Consider the following 22908-nt stretch of genomic DNA (forward strand, 5'->3'; position numbering starts at 1 on the left):
AAGCACCAACACAGCGTCGGATAAGCGTATTAATTCACGCTTACAAGAAACGCCTATTGCAATTGTTGGTATGGCTTCGGTTTTTGCTGAAAGTAAGAATCTAGGACAATTCTGGGATACCATCGTTAATTCGGTTAATGGCATCCAGGATGTGCCTGAAGATCGCTGGGCTATCGATGACTATTATTCTGCTGATAAAAAAGAAGCAGATAAAAGCTACTGTAAGCGCGGAGGGTTTTTACCTGAAATTGACTTTGATCCAATGGAGTTTGGCTTACCACCTAACTTATTAGAGCTAACTGATATCACTCAATTAATGGCCTTAGTTGTGGCTCGTGATGTATTAGTCGATGCCGGCATTAGCGATGAAAGTAGCTTTGATCGCGATAAAATGGGTATTACATTAGGTGTTGGTGGCGGTCAAAAGCAAGGCGGGCAATTAATGTCTCGTTTGCAAGGACCTGTTTTAGAAAAAGTATTAAAAGCCTCTGGTGTGAGCGAGCAAGACACAAATGTGATTGTTGAAAAATTTAAAAAGGCTTATATCCCATGGGAGGAAAATTCATTCCCGGGTATGCTAGGTAATGTGATAGCAGGGCGTGTCGCAAATAGATTTAATTTAGGGGGCACAAACTGTGTTGTTGATGCGGCTTGCGCAGGCTCATTAGCTGCGATCAAAATGGCGGTATCAGACCTGTTAGAATACCGTTCAGATATGATGATATCAGGTGGTATTTGTTGTGATAATTCGCCGTTTATGTATATGTCATTCTCTAAAACACCAGCGTTTACCGATGGCGATTGTATTCGTCCTTTTGATGATAAATCAAATGGCATGATGATTGGTGAAGGCGTTGGTATGCTTGCACTTAAGCGTTTAGAGGATGCCGAGCGCGATGGAGACAGAATCTATTCTGTGATCAAAGGAATTGGTAGTTCTTCAGATGGTAAATTTAAATCGATTTATGCACCTCGCCCAGAAGGGCAGTTGAAAGCATTAAAACGCGCTTATCAAGATGCTGGTTTTGACCCTAAAACCTGTGGCTTAATCGAAGCACATGGAACAGGCACAAAAGCCGGTGATGCCGCTGAATTTAGAGGCTTAGAATTACTGTTTAGTGAAGATAATGAGCAAAAGCAACATGTTGCGTTAGGCTCAGTAAAATCGCAAGTAGGCCATACTAAAGCTGCTGCGGGAACTGCAGGGTTAATTAAAGCGGCGTTGGCTTTACATCACAAAGTACTACCTGCAACTATTAATGTCGATTTACCAAATCAAAATTTGGATATCGAAAACACACCACTATATATTAACTCAGAAACCAGACCATGGATGCCACGTGCTGATGGCGTGAAACGTCAAGCAGGTATTAGTTCATTTGGTTTTGGTGGCACCAATTTTCACTTGGTATTAGAAGAGTATTCGCCTACTCAGCAGCAAGCTTATCGACTCAATGACGTTGCTCAATCATTTTTAATCGCGGCAGAAAACAAAACTGCTTTGATTAACTTATTAGAAACAGAGCTTGAGCAATTGAAAGTAGAAGAGGATCTGCAGCCTTACGCCTTCAATAAATTGATTGAAACGTATCCAGTACAAGCAATTGATGCACAATTTGCGCGTTGTGGTTTCATCGCAAAAGATGTAAACAATGCAATCTCATTAATTGAGCAATTGATTAAACAATTAAAAACAGATCAGCGCAGTGAATGGTCTACACCTAATGATCTCTTTTATCGTCAAGCTGCCTTACAAACTAAGGGTAAAGTAGTTGCTCTGTTTTCTGGTCAGGGTTCGCAATACGTTAATATGGGCCGTGAAATAACCTGTCACTTCCCAACGATGCTGAAAAGCCAAGTTGCTATCGACAAGCAATTTAATGGTGCAGGTAAACCTAATTTATCTAATTTTGTTTATCCTATTCCTGTGTTTAATCAGGAAAAAAGAGAACAACAAGCGTTAGATTTACGTTTAACAGAACATGCACAACCTGCGATTGGTAGTTTCTCTGTTGGTGTCTTTAATATTTTCAAAGAAGCTGGCTTTAAAGCTGACTTTACTGCTGGACATAGTTTTGGTGAACTAACCGCTTTATGGGCTGCTGGTGTCTTTTCTGAAGATGATTTCATGTCGCTTGCGATGGCGCGTGGCGAAGCGATGTCTGCCTCAAAAGAAAGTACCGATGATACAGGTACAATGGCCGCAGTGATTGGTGATGTGGCTGATATTGAAGCTCAAATTTCTACCATCGATGGTGTAACAATTGCTAACTATAATGCTAATAATCAAGCTGTTATTGCAGGAGCAACGGATGCTATCGAGGTTGCAACAAAACAATTAACAGAAGCTGGATTTAAAGTCATTGCACTACCTGTTTCCGCTGCCTTCCACACACCTTTGGTGGCGCATGCACAACAACCTTTTGCGAAAGCAATTGATAAGGTCACTTTTAATAAACCTAAAGTAGCAGTATATGCTAATGCAACGGGTGAAAAGCACCTTAATGATGCGAATAAAATTAAAACAGCTATCAAAGATCATATTTTACAATCAGTACAGTTTAGTAAAGAAATTGAAAATATCTATGATGATGGTGGACGAATTTTCGTAGAGTTTGGTCCTAAGAATGTGTTAACACGTTTAGTGGATAATATTTTAAGTGACAAAGCAGATGCAGTTACTATTGCCACTAATACTAACCCTAAACAAGACTCGGATTTACAATTGCGCTCAGCAGCAGTTCAGCTTGCTGTGTTAGGGGTATCACTAGAAAATATTGACCCTTACTCTGCGATTAACAGACCAACCGTTGCCCCTAAAAAATCACCATTGGCAATGAAATTGTCTGGTGCGGCATATGTTAGCCCTAAAACTAAAAAAGCATTTCAAGATGCATTAAGAGATGATTGGCAGTTAACTAAGCCTGAGCCAGTAACACCGCCAGTAAAAGAAGTTATAAAAGAAGTCGTTGTTGAAAAGATTGTAGAGAAGATTGTAGAGAAGATTGTTTACGTTGATAGCCAAGGAGTGCCTTTGGCTGACCAATCACAACCTAATACTGTGGTAGACAATAATAACAATCAACAGCTGGTCTCTAATATCGAACAAAGCGTTGAGCAATTTGTTCAACATCAATCGCAATTACTCGCTGTTCATCAAGCTTACCTGGAAGGGCCTAACCAGTATGCGGATACTTTTAAGAGTGTATTAGCAGCGCAAGCTGGACAACAAAAGTTACCAGAAGGCTTAGATAAAACGCTAGCGATGTATCATGATTTCCAAACTGAAACATTGCGAGTGCATGAAACCTATTTAAATAATCAATCTGATAGCCTTCAACAGATGCTTAATGGTGTATCTGAGGTTGAATTGACTAACAATGCCAGAGAGCAGCAGATACCAAAACCATTTGCTAACGCTACTGTTCATCAAGCTGCTAGCAAACCTGCAGAAAGTGTTGTTAAGGCGCCGGTAAAACCTCGCCATGATGATTTAAATTTACAACAACAATTACAGGCAACGGCAGAAAAGGTTACGACTACGCAACAAGCAGCGGTAGCTGATAATACTGAATCAGTATTAAACAGTGGGATAGATAAGATCATGTTAGATGTGGTGGCCGATAAAACCGGTTACCCGACAGAAATGCTTGAACTAAGCATGGATATGGAAGCAGACTTAGGTATCGATTCAATTAAACGCGTTGAGATCTTAGGTGCTGTGCAAGATCAAATCACTGATTTACCAGAGCTGGATGCTGAGCAATTATCACAAATGCGTACCTTAGCTGAAATTGTGACGTACATGAATTCAGTGATGAGCAATGTTTCCACCTCAGCTTCGGCTTCAGCTTCATTCGCAACGCCAATGTCACCTAACTTGAATGCTACTGTTAACGTGTCTCACACGCAGGCAACTGAGCAAATTGAGCAAGTGATGTTGGAAGTTGTGGCTGATAAAACCGGTTATCCGACAGAAATGCTGGAACTAAGCATGGATATGGAAGCAGACTTAGGTATTGATTCAATCAAACGCGTTGAGATCTTAGGTGCGGTGCAAGATCAAATTACTGATTTACCAGAGCTTGATGCAGAGCAATTATCACAAATGCGCACCTTAGCTGAAATTGTGACGTACATGAATTCAGTGATGAGCAGTGTTTCCACCTCAACTTCAGCTTCGACAGTAACGCCAATGAGCTTAGATTCTATTGTTAACGTGCCTCACACGCAGGCAACTGAGCAAATTGAACAAGTGATGTTGGAAGTTGTGGCTGATAAAACCGGTTACCCGACAGAAATGCTGGAATTAAGCATGGATATGGAAGCAGACTTAGGTATCGATTCAATCAAACGCGTTGAGATCTTAGGTGCTGTGCAAGATCAAATTACTGATTTACCAGAGCTGGATGCTGAGCAATTATCACAAATGCGTACCTTAGCTGAAATTGTTTATTACATGAACTCAGTGATGGGCGAGCTATCAGTATCTGAAGCCATTTCTGCGTCAGCGATTAACCCTGTGGTAAATACAACAGCAAACCAAACTACATCAGTTAATGTTCAGGATATAGAGCAGGTCATGCTGTCAGTCGTCGCTGATAAAACCGGCTACCCAACGGAAATGCTGGAATTAAGCATGGATATGGAAGCGGATTTAGGCATCGACTCAATCAAACGTGTTGAAATCTTAGGTGCGGTGCAAGATCAAATCACTGATTTACCTGAGCTTGATGCAGAGCAATTATCACAAATGCGTACCCTAGCTGAAATTGTTAATTACATGGATTCAGTGATGGGCGATCTATCAGTTTCTGAAGGTATTTCTGCGTCAGCGATTAACCCTGTGGTAAATACAACAGCAAACCAATCTACATCAGTTAATGCTCAGGATATAGAGCAGGTGATGTTGTCAGTCGTCGCGGATAAAACTGGCTATCCGACGGAAATGCTGGAATTAAGCATGGATATGGAAGCAGACTTAGGCATTGATTCGATTAAACGTGTTGAGATCTTAGGCGCAGTACAGGATCAAGTCACCGATTTACCTGAGCTGGATGCTGAGCAGCTATCACAAATGCGTACGTTAGCTGAAATTGTTAATTACATGAACTCAGTGATGGGCGAGCTATCAGTTCCTGAAGTTATTTCTACTGCAACAGAAAATGCCGCAGCATTAATTAATACTCAGAATATAGAACAGGTAATGCTGGAAGTCGTGGCAGATAAAACTGGCTATCCGACAGAAATGCTTGAACTAAGCATGGATATGGAAGCAGACTTAGGCATTGATTCAATTAAACGTGTTGAGATCTTAGGTGCGGTGCAAGATCAAGTAACCGATTTACCAGAGCTTGATGCTGAGCAGTTATCACAAATGCGCACCTTAACTGAAATTGTTAATTATATGAATTCAGTGATGGTAAATGCATCTGTTTCTGAAGCTACTTCTACTCCAACAGCACAGCAAGCTGTATCAATTAATAATCAGGATATAGAGCAGGTGATGCTGTCAGTCGTCGCTGATAAAACCGGTTACCCAACGGAAATGCTGGAATTAAGCATGGATATGGAAGCGGACTTAGGCATTGATTCGATTAAACGTGTTGAGATCTTAGGTGCGGTACAGGATCAAGTTACCGATTTACCTGAGCTTGATGCTGAGCAATTATCACAAATGCGTACCTTGACTGAAATTGTTGAATATATGCAACAGGTATTCACTCATGGTTCAACACATAATGCACAGTCTGCGGTACAGTCACAAGTCGTGCAAACCATACAACCAACAGTGGTTGCTGAGCCTGCGCCAAGTGCAACGGTGGCGATAAAAAAGCTTGAAGCGGTTAAGTCTATTAATGCTAATGTAGATAACAAAAATATCTTATTAGTGAATGATGGCTTAAATAGCTGTGTGCTGACCGCGAATGAATTAACAAAATTGGGTTGGTTAGTCACAGTGCTAACACCAAAATGGATAGAAAATAAGGCCAATAAAGACTTTGATTCAAGTATTCAATTGATTGAGTTAGCTGTACTAGATGATCAAGCTATTAGTGATGTTTTTAGTACGCAAAGTGTATGGCATTCAGTGCTTTATCTTTACCCAAAAACAGTTGCAACTGATTTTGAATTTGCAGAACAACATAAACAAAGTGTGCAACTTGCATTTTTGTTAGCTAAGTTTTGTAAGCTTAAAGAAACTACTTCTGATTCAAAAAATAATGAAGTCCGGGCATCATTTTTAGTGTTAACACGCCAAGGCGGTGATTTCTCTATCAATAATACTGCTGAGACGAAAGTTGATTTAGTACAAGGTGGGCTGTCTGGACTGGTTAAAACACTTGCACATGAATGGCCAACTGTATTTTGTCGTATTGTTGATGTACCGAGTAAATTCACTGCTAATAAAGTAGCTAAAACTATCATTAGCGAACTTAATGATAAACAATTGTTCCCTGTAGAAGTTGGGATTAATGATAATGGCCGTGTAACTTTGGTGGCAAAGCCAACGGATAGTTATTCGTTATCACCAGGACAACACCTAAACCAAGATGCTGTGTTTGTTGTGAGTGGCGGCGCAAGGGGGGTTACAGCTCATTGTGTTATTGAACTAGCAAAACAATTCCAATGTAAATTTATTTTGTTGGGGCGTTCAACTTATCAAACAACGGAAGCAGACTGGTCATTAAACCATGTCAGTGAAAGCGATCTTAAAAAAGCAGCAATGCAGCATTTAATTCAGAGTGGTCAAAAACCAAACCCGAAATTAATTACTAGTATGCTGAAGGCCGTACTGGCTAATAGAGAGATCACTGAAACGTTAACGACCATTGAAAATAATGGTGGTGTTGCGACGTATCTTTCTGCTGATGTTTGCGATAAAGACAGCATTGCACAGGCTATTAACCCTATTTGTGATTTATGGGGACCCGTGACTGGCATTATACATGGTGCTGGTGTATTGGCTGATAAGCTAATCGAGCAAAAAACATTAGCTGAATTTGATCAAGTCTATAATACCAAGATTCAAGGTCTACAGGCATTGCTTGCTTGTTGTGACGTGCAAAAGCTGCAGCATTTAGTTGTATTTTCTTCAGCTGCTGGCTTCTATGGTAATGCAGCACAATCTGATTATGCGATTGCCAATGAAATTTTGAATAAAGCCGCTTATCGTTTCAAAGCATTACACCCGCAGACACAAGTTCTTAGCTTTAACTGGGGTCCATGGGATGGCGGTATGGTAACACCTGAACTAAAACGCATGTTTAATGAGCGTGGAGTTTATATTATTCCTGTTGATGCTGGTGCAACATTATTAGCGAAAGAACTAGCGGCAGACAGTAACCGTTGCGTGCAGATTGTTGTCGGGACTGATATGTCTGGTACTGAAAAAACAATAAGTTTAACTAGTGAACATCGCAGTATCAAAATGTTCAACCACTTAGATAATCAGCTGTTAGCGGACCATAAAATAGATGGCCAACAAGTGTTGCCAACCGTCTGTGCTATAGACTGGTTAAAAACAACCTGTGAACGTTTATATCCTGATTTTCAATATCAAGGCATAGAAGACTTCAAATTATATAAAGGCATTGTTTTTGATGGTTCACAGGCTGAGCACTACGTTATTGATAGTAAACTATTAGCTGAAACTGAGTCTTCTATTAAAGTTGAAGTGACTGTCGGCAGTGAAAACGCTCAAGATAAACCTGTGTTTCATTACAAAGCTGTGGTGAAGTTGGTTAAATCACTTAATGATGTTGAGCTGGTAGATTATCAAGGCACCTTACCTCAACCAGTAAATAAGCAGTCAGAACAGGCAAGCGCTTTGTATCGTGATGGAAGTTTATTCCATGGTGAAAGTTTGCAGGGGATCCAAGTGATCCATCAATTAGATGAAAAAGGTTTACTACTTGAATGTAAAGTTCATCAATCGGTGAAACAAGCGCAGGGCGAGTTTGACGTTACTGATAATAATGTCTTTGCTAACGACTTGGTTTATCAAGCTTTATTAGTATGGACAAGTAAACAGTTAGGATCTGGTAGCTTGCCAACAAGCACTGAACATTGGCAAGTTTTCCGTGAAGTGAAGTTGGATGAAACCTTCTTCATTAAGCTCAATATAACCAATAAAACAGGTCAAAGTATATTTGGTGATCTCCTGTTAATTGATCAAAATAATAAGGTGATTAGTACTGTGACGGGTGCGGAAGTTACTTGCAGCCCAAGTCTAAGCTTACTTTTTAAGGCTAGTGCTTAATAATGTTGTCGGTTATTGGTTTAGCGTTTTGTAGTGGTTCGGTATCTAATATCGATGCCTTTGACTACCTGATCTATAACAATAAACCGATTACGTTTAATGAAAATAAGCAAACAACGCGACTAACAACGCAGTGTGAAACCATTATTCAACGTTTATTAACGGTGAACCATTTACAGGCTTCACAAGTAAGCTTGGTATTATTGGATGAGCGCTTAAACCATCAAGTGTCTTTTTTTAGTGGAGGCTTGGAAAATGCAGGTTCTGCTTTTGCAAGCTCTGAAACGGCTTATTCGTTAGTAGATGCATTAAAGCTGTCTCAACAGTTAAGTGTTAATACTGGACACCCAATACTTATTTTATCTGTAAACCAAGCGCAATATGATGGCGCTAGTGGCTTATTAGTGTGTGACCATCAGGTTATATCATCTGTTGCTGCATTAGCTGCTTGCCATATCTATGCTGATATAGACGATGCCGTTGAACGTTGTAATGATAATCTGGCAGATAATATCAGTGACTTTGTGCTTGATAACAAATTGTCTGTTTCACAAGTTGAGTCGTTGGTTATTAAACAAAGTACAGCGGCTCAAGCAGGTACTCATCAGCAAGCTTGTCTAGGCGCTTTTGAGTATTTATCGACAAAACTTAATTGCAAACAAGATAAGTCAACTCTACTGACTGGTATTGATAATATTGCACACTGCACTGAAAACTTTAGCACTGTCTTATCTTTATTAGCCACGGTGCTATGTCTTGATCAACATTATCGCTTAGCGTCTAATTTAACTTTTCCTGATCAGCAAGGATCATTACCAGCTCGTTGGCAAAATTCAGCATTTTATTGTTTAGAGCAAGCCACAAGCTACCTTGTTGCTAAAAATGTTGATAAACGCCATCTTGTTAGTAGCCATCTTAATAAAAATTCACAGCAGTTATTGCTATTAAGTAAAGGTAAAACAGCCCAAGTAAACAATGGCTTTTTAGCACAGCATGATAATAAGCCTATTCTATTTAAAGCGCCTACTATTGAAGGTTTGCTGCAATTATTAGCGCAAGTTTCACTGCTAAATCCGACTATTGAGTTTATTGAGTTTTGCCTACAAAAAAATCAACAAGCTAAAGAGATAAAGGGCAGTGTGTACTGTGTTGTCTTGATAGCCGATTCATTCGCTTGTTTGAATGAACAGATCAAACTAGCCAAGGCTGGAATCGAAAAAGCCGCTGAAAATCAACAGACTTGGAAGACACCTCAAGGAAGTTATTTTAGTGGAAAGCTGGTGGATTTTGACCAAGCTGATAAACCTTTAAGCTTCGTTTTTCCTGGCGTTGGTGCATTGTATGTTGGTATGGGGAAAGACTTATTACGATTGTTTCCTGATGCTTATCAAACGTTAACTGACATAAGTGACGATTTAGCCTTTAGTTTGCAAGATAAGTTAATAACACCACGTCAATTAGCAAAGCTAGAGCCTAGACAAGCGATTCACAATGAGCAACGATTACGCTCAGAATTAGCCAATATTGCTGAAGCTGGCGTTAGTTATGCTTGTTTACTCAGTTATATTTTTCAACAGGTATTTTCTGTAAGGCCAAGCAGTGCAGCCGGCTATAGTATGGGTGAGATCAGTATGTTTGCGGCATTAGGTTGTTGGCAAAAGCCGCAAGTCATGAGTCAACGATTACGTCAAAGCCCTATATTCACCGAACAGTTGTCAGGAGCCTTAAAGCGTTTAGATGATTTATCTTTACCAGAAGATCGCAAGCATTGGGAATCTTATCACCTTAAAGCAACAGTCAGTGAAGTCGAAGCTGTGCTTGATGGCTTTCCTGACGTATTTATCACTATCATTAATACAGCGCAGAGCTTAGTCATTGCAGGCATTCCTGAACAATGTCTGGCATTAGCCAAACGCTTAAAAGTGCGCGCTATCGCATTAAATGTTCCCAATATTATTCATTGTGATCTTGCTAAAAGTGAATATGAAAATATGAAGGATCTATATTCCTTACCGGTCAATAAGGTTAATGCTTACAAATTATATTCAAGCTCCTGTTATTTACCTGTACCGATCACAGAAAAAGCGATTGCCGTTAGCATTAGCCGATGTTTAACAGAGCAAGTTGATTTTCCTCGATTGATCAAGAGAATGGCGGCAACAGGGGAAAGTGTCTTTATGGAAATAGGGGCTGGTAAATCGTTAAGTACTTGGATTGATAAGATACTTAGCGATAATGCAACACCAGTCACTTGTTTGTCAGTTAATCAAAAGAATACGGATGATTATAAAGCGATTTTAAAAACAGTCGCATCGTTAATAAGTCTTGGCTTCCCAATAAACTTAGCGCCTTTTTTCTCAGGGACCTTAATTCGTCCTGTTAATAAGCAGCCTGAGTCCGTTTCAGTATTTTAGAGAGTATTTATGGAAAACATCGCCATCGTCGGTATCGCTAATTTATTCCCAGGGTCAAGTGCACCTGAAGAGTTTTGGCAACAGTTGTTAAAGCAACAAGATAACCGAACCCCCATTACAGAAGTTGAATTAGGGGTAACGCCTACAGATTATTTAGGTAATAAAGGTGAAACAGATAAGTTTTATTGTTTATATGGCGGTTATATCCGTGACTTTGAGTTTAATGCCGATGAATATTTACCTCAACACCCAAGCAACATTACATCGACCTATTTAAAGCAACTTGATGATCTACATCATTGGTCTTTATATGTAACAAAGCGTGCTTTGCAAGATGCAGGTTATTGGCAGAGTGAAGCATTAAATAATTGTGGTTTAATTTTAGGTAATCTTTCATTTCCTACTAAATCATCTAACCACCTTTTTATGCATACCTATAAACATGTGGTTGAGCATGCTCTGCAGCAAACGGTACACTCAAGCTTTACCTTAAGTGGTTTTGCAGAAAATAAAAATGTGGCGCCTGAAAATGCATTAGTTGCCGGTTACCCAGCAGCTTTATTAGCACAAGTGAATGGCTTGGGAGGTCAATATTTTGCGTTAGATGCAGCCTGTGCCTCTTCTTGTTATAGCGTAAAATTAGCCTGTGATTATTTACAAACAGGTAAAGCAGATATGATGTTAGCGGGCGCAGTTTCAGCGGCTGATTCATTGTTTGTGAATATGGGCTTCTCTATTTTCCAAGCTTTTCCTGAAAACAACCGTCATGCTCCCTTTGATAAAGATTCACAAGGTTTATTTGCAGCACAAGGTGCTGGCATGATGGTGTTAAAAAGACACAGTGATGCACTTCGAGATGGCGATACTATTCATGCGGTTATTAAAGGTGGTGCATTAACCAATGACGGTAAAGGTGAGTTTGTACTTAGTCCAAATAGTAAAGGGCAGGTACTGGCTTATCAACAAGCCTATGACAATGCGCAAGTAGATCCTCTACATGTAGATTATATAGAATGTCATGCAACTGGCACGCCGAAGGGTGATAAAGTTGAATTACATTCCATGGAACAATTTTTTAGCCAGTATAATCATAAGCCTTTACTGGGCTCGGCTAAATCAAACCTTGGGCACCTATTAACTGCAGCAGGCATGCCGGGCATGACAAAAGCGATTTATGCACTAAATCATGGTTTGATCCCAGCAACAATTAATGTTGATAATGCTATTTCCACTAAACAGGCTTATTTTTCTGCACAGCAGATTCCAACCAATACAACGACTTGGCCAGCGGTAACACATCAAAAAACTGCTGGCGTCAGTGTTTTTGGCTTCGGCGGCAGTAACGCGCACTTGGTTTTACAAGCTGGAGATACGCCTGAAGCGGTTAATAGTAAAAAGCTTAATAAAGTACAGCGATTAGCCGTTGTTGGAATGGACTGTCACTTTGGTCAAGTAGACACATTATCGCATTTTCAAGATATCCTTGAACAGAATCAGTCAGTTTTTTCAGCGCTACCTAAACAGCGTTGGCAAGGTATCGATTTATTACCTGAGACATTACAAACAGTAGGGCTGAGCGCTGCGCCAAAAGGAAATTATGTTAGTGAGTTTGATATTGATTTTCTGCGCTTTAAAATTCCACCGAATGATCAAGACAGCTTAATTGCACAACAATTATTGATGATGAAAGTGGCTGATAATGCAGCTAAAGATGCGCAGTTAAGTGTCGGTTCAAATGTGGCTGTGTTAGTGGCGATGGGGCTAGAGCTAGATCTACATCAATACCGTGGTCGTGTTAATTTACATACTCAAATTCAACAAAGTTTGCATAAGCAAGGAATTGAGTTGAGTGAGGCGCAACAAGCTGAATTAATTAAGGTCAGCAAACAAGGTATTAATGATCCCGCGCAACTTAACCAATATACCAGTTTCATTGGTAATATTATGGCCTCACGAATTTCAGCATTATGGGACTTTAGCGGGCCCGCATTTACTGTGTCGAGCGAAGATAATTCAGTTTATAAGTGTGTTGATATTGCCGATAATTTACTACAAACCAGTAATGTAGAAGCAGTTATTATTGCTAGTGTAGATCTTGCAGGTAGTCTTGAAAATATCAGTTTAAGACAACAATTTATGCCTGTATCAGAACAAGCCGTTGTCGCCTCTCGAACAGCGCAGCAACAAGATTGGTTAGTGGGCGAGGGCGCAGGTGCTATCGTCGTTAAAGCAAATGATAAAGCTAGTCAGGAACAAGTTTACGGCAATATTGAAGCTTGTTTGTTTGCTGCCAATCAAACAACGCAAGAAAATATAACGTTAGCGAATAATGCACTGGCTAAAGTGGGGATTACAGCAGCGCAAGTTAAGCAAGTGGAGGCTTTTGCTGCCGGGACACGCACACAGTTAAACAATGAACAAAGTGCGCTTGCTAGTGTTTATGAAAATGCTGAGATCATTTCTTCAAAACAATCAGTCGGACACTGTTTTAATGCGTCAGGCATGGTGAGTCTGATTGCTAGTTTATTGACTAATAAAAAAGCCAAACAGTCACAACCAGTAAACTATGTTGCATTAAATGGTTTAGGAATGGATGGCAGCGTCGCGCACCTTATTCTGTCCGATAAAGATGCCATTAGACAAATATCTGATAAACAAATAGCAGCACAAAAACCGGGTCTAATAAAAACCATACAAGTAGGTGGCAAGTCTATCTTTGACGCTATCTATCAAGAAAAGCAAAACCCAGTGATCAAAGAAATACAGCAAGCTTTTGCTGCACATTACTCAGACAAAGCAACGTTAGATACTGATACACCAAACCTTGCTCAACAAGCGTCGAGCAGTAATTCTACGACTGATATCAATCATAAAATAAACGCAGAGTTCACCAACATGACAGATAGTTCAGCCTCTAAAGTGAAAGTTAACAGCACTGTGAGTCAACATATTGCGCAACAAAGCAAAACCCATCAAGCCTTTTTACGGGCTCGATTTTTGGCAGAGAAGCAAATTTCAACCCTTATCAAATTACAAGCTCAAGTTGCTTCTGGGTCTACAGATAAAGCGTTGGATACAAGCACTCCTAAAGCTACATCGAATGTGCAAATACCGGGCTCAATTGCCATTCAAGGGCAAACAGGTTATCAATACCCGCCTTTACAATTAAAAGCGCAATATAATAAACCGTCTGAGGTTGTTTTTGATACGGCTGATTTAGTGGAGTTTGCAGAAGGAAAGATCGGCAACGTATTTGGTTCTGAATACAGCATTATTGATAATTACGAGCGTCGTGTACGTTTGCCAACAACAGACTATTTATTAGTAAGTCGAGTGACTGCTCTGGATGCAAATATTAATCAGTATAAAAAATCATCGATGGTAACTGAGTATGATATTCCATTAGATGCGCCGTTTCTGATTGATGGTCAAATCCCTTGGTCTGTTTCTGTAGAATCTGGGCAATGTGATTTAATGTTGATCTCGTATATTGGTATTGATTTTCAAAATCGTGGCGAACGCGTTTACCGCTTGTTAGATTGTGAGTTAACCTTTTTAGAAGAGATGGCTTTTGGCGGTGAAACATTACGTTATGAAATCCATATCGACTCCTATGCTAAAAATGGCGAACAGTTACTTTTCTTTTTTCATTACGATTGTTATGTCGGTGATAAAAAAGTACTTATTATGCGCAATGGTTGTGCTGGTTTCTTTACTGATGAAGAGCTTGCCGACGGTAAAGGCGTGATCAGTACTGCAACAGATCAAGCACAATTCGATGCCGCTAAAAAGTCATCTTTTGCGCCTCTCATTACTAATCATAAAACCCAATATAACTATCAAGATATGTTGAAATTAGTGAATGGTGATATCAAAGGTTGCTTTGGTGATGATTATGACCAGAAAGGGCGCAACCCTTCATTGAAATTCTCTTCACAGAAGTTCTTGATGATCGAGCGTATAACAAGCATAGATAAAAACGGTGGTCATTGGGGGTTAGGTGTTTTAGAAGGGCAGAAAGACCTATCACCCGAGCATTGGTATTTCCCTTGTCACTTTAAAGATGATCAAGTGATGGCAGGTTCATTGATGTCTGAAGGTTGTGGGCAAATGGCGATGTTTTTCATGTTGTGGTTAGGCATGAATGGCGAAGTGAATAATGCACGTTTTCAGCCAATGCCTGGTGAAGCACAAACCGTACGTTGTCGTGGTCAAGTGAGACCGCAAAGCAATGTCTTAACTTATCGTATGGAAGTGACTGATATTGGTATGCTTCCTCGTCCATTTATCAAAGCGAACATTGATATTATCCTTGATGGTAAGGTTGTTGTTGATTTTAAAAACTTGTGCATGGAAATAAAAGAGCAAGATGAGCATAGTCCGTATCCTGTTCAATTACCTGAAAATGTCAGTAAAGTAACTAAATCAGTGAACACTACTAATAATACAGTGTCGCCACTTAGTGGTGGTGATGAGTTTGATGAGCGTGGTGTACAACCCTTTAAGCATCCAGAGCGACCATTAATGCGTGTTGAATCAGATATGACCTCACCTACTAACAAAGGTGTAGTGCCAATAAAGCATTTTGAAGCCCCTTTAGTGAGTGGACAAAACAGGGTTGCAGACTCAGTTCCTTTTACACCTTGGCATCTTTTTGAATTTGCTACTGGTGATATAAGTAAGTGTTTTGGTCCAGACTTTGATGTTTATCATGGTAGAACGCCACCAAGAACGCCTTGTGGTGACTTACAAGTGGTGACGCGAGTTACAGAAGTGGTTGGCCAACGTATGGACTTCAAAACACCATCGAGTTGTACAGCAGAATACTTTGTCCCTGAAGACGCTTGGTACTTTACTAAAAATAGTAATGATAACTGGATGCCATATTCATTGTTGATGGAAATTGCATTACAACCTAATGGTTTTATTTCTGCTTATATGGGCACCACGTTGAAATACCCTGAAAAAGATCTATATTTCCGAAATCTTGATGGTCACGGTGAATTACTAAAACAAATCGATTTACGTGGTAAAACCATTGTTAATAAATCGGTTCTGTTATCAACAAGTATGGCCGGCGGTGCAATTATTCAAAGCTTTAGTTTTGAGTTAAGTGTTGATGGCGAGACGATTTACCGTGGTGGTGCTGTATTTGGTTATTTCAGTGCAGACTCACTCACTAACCAGTTAGGGATTGATAACGGACAAATAACCCAGCCATGGTTTGTTACCAATAACACACCAAGAGAACAGATTAAACAAGTGGATTTAAGCAATGTACAATCGCCATTGTTTGTCGGCCAGATCAATAAACCTAATTACAGGTTGGCTGGTGGACAATTAAATTTTGTTGATAATGTTAGTATTGTTGAGGGCGGCGGTGATTATAAACTAGCTTATATTTATGGTGAACGTACCATTGATGCCAGTGATTGGTTCTTCCGTTATCACTTCCATCAAGATCCTGTTATGCCAGGCTCATTGGGAGTAGAAGCGATTATCGAGTTGTTACAATGCTACGCCTTAAATAATGACTTAGGCAAACAATTTAAAAATCCAAGATTTATTACTTCGACAACTAAGGTTGAATGGAAATATCGTGGACAAATTACGCCACTTAATAAAAAAATGAATTTAGATATTCATTTAAAAGAGATAATCAAAACTGACACAGAAGTGCGATTAATAGGCGATGCTAATTTATCAAAAGATGGATTACGTATTTACCAGGTGAAAGACATCATTCTTAGCCTTATTGAGTCGTAGATTAAATACTAGTGAAGAGAAATACAATGAATGAAGCAATAAATAGCCAACCTTTAATTGATATCAAGTCACCTAAGGTACAATGGCCGTGGACCGTTGAGACAAAGCAATTATTAACGGACGCAAATGAATTAAAAAACGCTTTATTAAATATCGAAAAGCCACTTTATTTTGCTCAATCTGGCGGTCAGTTTGGCGCAAGCCATGAAGTTAACAGCAGTAATAATGCTTCACAGACAACTGACGTTGTGGCATTTGCACAGGCAATTAAAGCTGATGAATTAGGTAGTGAAGCGTTTAAACAAGCACATGGTGTAAAATACGCATATCATGGCGGCGCGATGGCCAATGGTATAGCTTCCGTAGAGCTTGTTATTGCGTTGGGAAAAGCCGGTTTTCTGTGTTCTTTTGGTGCAGCGGGACTGATTCCTGATGTGATAGAAGCATCCATCAAACGTATTCAAGCTGCGCTTCCTAATGGGCCTTTTGCCGTTAATTTAATTCATGCACCAAGTGAAGAAGCGTTAGAGTCTGGCGCCGTTGAACGCTTTTTAAAGTTAGGGGTTAATACGGTCGAAGCTTCTGCATTTCTTGGGTTAACTGAGCATATCGTATATTACAGAGTAGCTGGTTTATCTGAAAACACCGACGGTAGCGTTAATATTGGCAATAAAGTTATTGCCAAAATATCACGTACGGAAGTGGCTGAGAAGTTTATGTCACCGGCACCACAAAAGTTACTGGATAAACTCTTAGCTGCAGGCAAAATTACAGCTAAACAAGCTGAACTCGCGTTAAAAGTACCCATGGCTGACGATATCACTGCTGAAGCTGACTCAGGTGGACACACGGATAATCGTCCATTTTTAACTTTATTACCGACTATCATCAAACAGCGTGATCAAATTCAACTTGAATATGACTATGCGGTACCACTACGTGTTGGTGCGGGCGGTGGCATCGGTACCCCAGAGTCTATGCTTGCTGCTTTTAATATGGGTGCTGCTTATGTTGTGTTAGGCTCTGTTAATCAAGCCTGTGTAGAAGCAGGGGCTTCTGAACATACTAGAAAATTATTGGCTAATGTTGAAATGGCAGATGTAACAATGGCACCAGCTGCCGATATGTTTGAAATGGGCGTTAAGCTACAGGTAGTTAAACGTGGCTCTATGTTTGCAATGCGTGCTAACAAACTTTATGAGCTTTATAGTAATTATTCGAGTATTGAAGCAATTCCTCAACTTGAACGTGAAAAAGTTGAAAAGCAAATATTTCGTCAAAACCTTGACCAAGTTTGGCAAATAACAATGGATTTTTTCGAACAACGCGATCCTGAAATGTTGGCACGAGCTAAAAATGACCCTAAACGTAAAATGGCACTTATTTTCCGTTGGTATCTCGGTTTATCATCACGTTGGTCTAATATTGGTGAAAAAGGCCGTGAAATGGACTATCAAATTTGGGCTGGTCCAAGCTTAGGCGCTTTTAACAGTTGGGTGAAAGAAAGTTATCTTGCCGACTTCCAACAACGAAAAGCAGTGGATATCGCATTGCATTTATTAACCGGCACGGCTTATTTAGCACGCATTAATCAACTTAAGTACCAAGGTGTTAATGTAGATAGCAGTTTATTAAATTATCAACCAACACACACACTATTAACAGATTAACATTAAGGTATTCATGGCTACTAAAAAGCAAAACAATCCTCTTTTTGGGTTGAAACTTGAAGTTTTACTCACAGAGCTATCTGAGCATTACTCTTGGTCTGGTTTAAGTGACGCATTATCAATCGATCGCTTTAACTTCCATACAGGTATGAAATCGACCTGTAAATTTTTAAGAAATAATCAATGGGCTAGAGAAAAAGTAGAAGTTTTTTATCTCTATGAATATAAAGCTTACCCTTATCCTGACCCGAAGATTCTCGCAAAACAACCACGCGATCATAATATTCCTGAAAACCAGCTTCCAGGTGAACCCGCTGTGATCACGCCAGCATTAAATGATCGTGTCGATATTGCTTGTAAATATAGAGTTTATGAAAAATCGGCAGCAGTGAAAAAAGAGCCTGTTTATGATCCTAGTGATCCTTGGGGTGTTAAGAAATAATGTTAATGGTTTAGTAAAGGAATCAATTAGTTTATGCAAAAGTGGGAAATAAAATTCTTTTCTGAATTATCAGCATTGCGCTTGTATCAAATATTAAAGTTACGACAAGATGTCTTTGTATTAGAGCAAACCTGCCTGTATCCAGATTTAGATAATTTAGATCAACAGTCGGTTCATCTGATGCTGGTGGACCAAGAAGATGATCTGGTCGTTGGCTATTGCCGAATATTAGCCGCGGGTGTTGTCTATCCGGAGGTTGCAATTGGTCGGGTTGTGGTATCAGAACTCGCCAGGAAGCAAGGGTTAGCAAGAAAGCTGATGCTAAAAGCGATGGATTTTATAAAACAAGAAATGCAAGTTGATGCTATTACTATCTCTGCACAGGTGCATTTACAATCGTTTTATCAATCACTTGGCTTTAAACCGGTCTCAGCTCCTTATGATGAAGATGGTATTGAACATATCAAAATGACTGCTGCGTTATAATTACGTGTTAGAATTCATAAATAAAATAACAAAGGTTGTGAAACTGCTATCTGCATTTTTGCTAACTGTGTATATAATACAACATAAAATATGTAAGCTTTAGGAAGAGAAATGTCTGCTGAATTACAACGTAATAACCCACTTCATGGTTTAAAAACTGAAACACTATTAACTGAATTAGTAGAGCATTACGGTTGGAAAATCTTATTCGCTGCAACTCGGTTTAAGTGTTTCGATGTTAACCCGACGATTAAAGGCAGTTTAAAGTTTTTACAGAAGACTGAATGGGCGCGCATCAAGCTAGAAAACTTTTATTTATATCGTTTTAAACGTATGCCAAAGCCAAATGATGCTGAATTTCAATTAAACCCAAGAGAGCGTGGTTTTGAGCATGGCATTGTGCCGTTATCACCAATGAAGTTAACCATTGAATCTATTGAGTTATCTCAAGCTAAAGCAGCTTCTGCATTTCAAGAAAGACAAAATGAAAAGCGCCACAATAATCATATTCGTCAAAGAAGAGAGCAGGGCGGCAAACACCCAATGCGTGATAATAAAGTGAAACCTGAGCGCAATAATAAAGATAACGAACCTAAGTACGATCCAAGTAATCCGTGGAATGTATAAATAACAATTAAACGTTAAATTAATTGTCGCTTACTGATTTGTCTCATTAAGTAAGCGACAATGTTGTTTAAATCGTTATTAACACTGTTATTTAAATTATTATTTAAATTGTCATTAAATAAGTCGAATTAATACAATAAACTGTATAGCTTACGACGATACTCAGAGACTAAAGCAGCGTCATCTAAGGTTGCTAAAATATCTAACATGGTTTTCTTCGCTTCACCATTTTCATATCCTAGGTCTTTTGCTAATAGATTATATAATAAGTTTAATGCTTCTTTATAACGCTTAGCCTGATGATACTGTATTGCCAATTTGTATTGGATAGGTTGAATATCAGCTTCCGTTAACAATGCTTCTTCTAAAGCCGCAATTTCAGGCGTTTGTGACGATTGTTCTGCCAATTCTAATTCAGAAATTAAACTATGGTAGATCATGTTTTGGTCGGCCATTGGAATCGCTGCTAATATCGGTTTAGCATTTTCAAATTCTCCCTCAGCCAAATAGACTTGCGCTAATGCTAACTTGATTTGATTATCATCGGAATTAAGGCTTTGAGCTTGTAAAAGGGTTGCTTTTGCTTCTGCAATATTGCCCTGTGCAAATAGGGTTTGTGCATCAGTTAATAAAGCTTGCGACGGATCCGGCAAATGCTTACCGATAAACTCATTAATGAATGCATGTGTTTGCTCTCCAGCAAAACCATCAACACCTTGTCCATTAACAAACATATAAACAGTTGGCACACTCTTTATATCAAAGTGTTGGACAATTTGATGTTCGGCTTCACAGTTAATTCTAGCCAGTGTAAAGTTATTGCCATGCTCTCTTTGTAACTGCTCCAATAAGGGCAGTAAAGATTTGCAAATAGTACATTGGCTTGACCAGAAAACCACCAAGACAGGTTTGGTTGCTGAACCTTGAGCAATAACTTCTTGAAAATCTTGCACGGTCACATCAAAGATATCTGATTGCATTTTATACTCTTTTTATTATGAAAAACTGTGCTCATAATACGTGAAGATAAAAACGCATCAAGTTTGCAATGCAATGATTTAGGTATAAAAATGAAGATATCGACCACAATCTAAAAAATATTAGGCTTGAGTAAGATTCTAGCACTTTTTCTTCTTGTTTTTAGAGGCTTGCAAAAGTAACATGATGGGCTCAATAAAAGGAGCATTTACATGTTAACAGGTAGTATTGTAGCACTCGTAACCCCAATGGATGAAACCGGCGAAATTGATTATATTGCATTGAAAGAACTCGTAGAGTTCCATATTAAATCAAAGACGTCAGCTATTGTAGCAGTTGGCACATCAGGTGAATCAGCAACATTTAGTGTAGATGACCATGTTAAGGTCGTTGAACGTACAATTGCTTATGCAGATGGTCGTATCCCAGTCATTGCAGGTAATGGCGCAAATTCAACTTCTGAAGCAATCGCGCTTAGTAAACTATTTTTAAACAGTGGTATTGTTGCCGGTTTAAATGTAACTCCTTATTACAATAAGCCGACACAAGAAGGTTTATATCTTCATTATAAAGCGATTGCAGAGTCTTGTGAGTTACCACAAATTTTATACAATGTACCTGGTCGTACTGCTGTAGATATGTTGCCTGAGACAGTAGCTCGCTTGGCAAAAATTCCTAATATTATTGGTATTAAAGAAGCAACTGGCGATTTACAGCGTTTGGCTGAGATTAAAGACGTTGTTCCTGACGATTTCTTATTGTTTAGTGGTGATGATTCAACATGTTGTGATTTCATCTTACAAGGTGGCCATGGTGTTATTTCGGTATCAACCAATGTTGCTCCTGTAGAAATGGCTGAAATGTGTGAATATGCATTAAAAGGTGAAACGGAAAAAGCATTAGCAGTTAATAAGCTTATTGATCCAATTCATAAACACCTTTACCATGAAGCAAATCCTATTCCTGTTAAATGGGCTTGTGCTGAGTTAGGTTTAATTCCAACACCAACTCTGCGCTTACCTTTAACAACATTATCAGAGCAGTATCACGATACCGTTCGTAATGCCTTAAAAGAAGCTAAATTACTTTCATGAGAAAAAATAAAGTTTTAAGTCAAGTTGTTAGTTTGGTCGTTTTGACCTCTGCCGTTTCAAGTTGTGCGCGCTTTGAAGAACGCACACAGGCTGAAGGGAACTATGACTATCAAGAGGTTAACTTACACAATCAGTATGATAGTGGCGAGTTTTCCTCTAAAGAAAATAGAACTGTTTTTAAAATTGATGAATTAACGGAAAAGCAAGAGGAGTATGGCTCCTTAGGTAGACAGGTAGACGTTCGTCCGCCTGCTCAGCTAATTCCTATTTTAGATGGTATCTATTTAGACAATGATCCGAATCAAACTAAAATCATATTTGATCCTAATGTGCAGAGCGATGAACTTCAGGAGAAAGTGTGGGGTTTAATTGAAGCTTATCTTGCCGAAAAACAAGCTGACCCAGTGATAAATGAAGCTGCGCTTGCTATTAATACAGGTAAAATTAAAAACACGCGTAGTTATGGCTCAATGAGTACTAATACAGTAGAAGAAGTAGGGGATTATAATTTACAACTGCTAAAAGATAATTCTGCGCAAGGGCTTGCACTATTGATTGATGTACAAAGTTATCAGCTTAATAATGATGGTGATCTGATTGAACCTAAGTTAGGCGGGCGACCTAAACATAATATCGAAGTTGCTTTTGCCAATGATTTATTGGCATTTGCTTATGCTAAACAGCAAGCAGAAGCACTGGAAGCTGCGAATAATCAGCCATTACCAATTAAGCTTGGGTTTGATGATAATCACCAAACAGCTTGGATCGTTGATGACGAATTCCTTGATGTATGGAATAAATTACCTTCACTATTATCATTGATGAGCTTTGAGCTGGTTGAAGAAGATAAAAATCTAGGTTACTTTTTGGTTGAGTTTGAACCACAAGATGCTGAATATTGGGCACAAAACAATCTAAATCCAATTGATTTAGAAGCCGGTGAATATTTTGTACAGCTAGGTGAATTGACGGGCGGTGAAACGTCTATTATTTGGTTAGATGACAATAAAAAGCCTTTGGAAGACCAAGTAGTTACAGAACTATACTTTAGTATCACTGACAAAATACGCACTGTTATTTTAGAGAATGATAAACAAACTAAACCTCTGTAAAAACAACTTACTATTCAATAAAGCCTGATTTATGAACTGACCCCATAAAGTTGGAC

9 protein-coding genes and 1 pseudogene are annotated in these 22908 nt (G+C 39.1%); 9 read left to right on the forward strand and 1 reads right to left on the reverse strand.

Annotated features, from left to right (window positions below; all coding sequences use genetic code 11):
• Window positions 1-16 precede the first annotated feature (16 nt).
• From V6256_RS04935 to V6256_RS04965, 7 genes and pseudogenes are all read left to right on the forward strand, one after another.
• Window positions 17-8263 (forward strand): annotated as a pseudogene (locus V6256_RS04935) (SDR family NAD(P)-dependent oxidoreductase); the annotation flags it as partial.
• 2 nt (window positions 8264-8265) lie between these two features.
• A complete protein-coding gene (locus V6256_RS04940; RefSeq protein WP_341596966.1) occupies window positions 8266-10677 on the forward strand; it encodes a PfaB family protein in 2412 nt (803 codons plus the stop codon).
• A 9-nt stretch (window positions 10678-10686) separates the two neighbouring features.
• Window positions 10687-16443 (forward strand): hotdog fold thioesterase, encoded by a 5757-nt coding sequence (locus tag V6256_RS04945; RefSeq protein WP_341596967.1) that lies wholly within the window; start codon window positions 10687-10689, stop codon window positions 16441-16443.
• 26 nt (window positions 16444-16469) lie between these two features.
• Entirely contained in the window at window positions 16470-18113 is a 1644-nt protein-coding gene (locus tag V6256_RS04950; protein WP_341596968.1) for a PfaD family polyunsaturated fatty acid/polyketide biosynthesis protein, read from the forward strand.
• Between the two features lie 13 nt (window positions 18114-18126).
• Complete coding sequence (locus V6256_RS04955) at window positions 18127-18555, forward strand: VF530 family DNA-binding protein (RefSeq protein WP_341596969.1); 429 nt, start codon at window positions 18127-18129, stop codon at window positions 18553-18555.
• Window positions 18556-18588: 33 nt separating this feature from the next.
• Window positions 18589-19041: a GNAT family N-acetyltransferase gene (locus V6256_RS04960; protein WP_341596970.1), complete on the forward strand. Its 453-nt coding sequence runs from the start codon at window positions 18589-18591 to the stop codon at window positions 19039-19041.
• A 111-nt stretch (window positions 19042-19152) separates the two neighbouring features.
• Complete coding sequence (locus V6256_RS04965; protein ID WP_341596971.1) at window positions 19153-19668, forward strand: VF530 family protein; 516 nt, start codon at window positions 19153-19155, stop codon at window positions 19666-19668.
• A 128-nt stretch (window positions 19669-19796) separates the two neighbouring features.
• Here the strand turns inward: V6256_RS04965 and V6256_RS04970 are convergent, their stop codons facing one another.
• Window positions 19797-20648, reverse strand: coding sequence for a tetratricopeptide repeat protein (locus tag V6256_RS04970; protein ID WP_341596972.1), 852 nt, complete (start codon window positions 20646-20648; stop codon window positions 19797-19799).
• A 210-nt stretch (window positions 20649-20858) separates the two neighbouring features.
• On the opposite strand from V6256_RS04970, the gene dapA reads away from it, so the two are divergent.
• Together dapA and bamC are read left to right on the forward strand one after the other, a co-directional pair.
• Window positions 20859-21740, forward strand: a complete 882-nt coding sequence (gene dapA / locus V6256_RS04975; protein ID WP_341596973.1) for a 4-hydroxy-tetrahydrodipicolinate synthase — start codon at window positions 20859-20861, stop codon at window positions 21738-21740.
• Window positions 21737-22852, forward strand: coding sequence for an outer membrane protein assembly factor BamC (bamC, locus tag V6256_RS04980; RefSeq protein ID WP_341596974.1), 1116 nt, complete (start codon window positions 21737-21739; stop codon window positions 22850-22852). The genes dapA and bamC overlap by 4 nt, the downstream gene beginning before the upstream one ends.
• Window positions 22853-22908 lie beyond the last annotated feature (56 nt).

The organism is Psychromonas aquatilis (assembly GCF_038155185.1).
GTDB lineage: Bacteria > Pseudomonadota > Gammaproteobacteria > Enterobacterales > Psychromonadaceae > Psychromonas > Psychromonas aquatilis.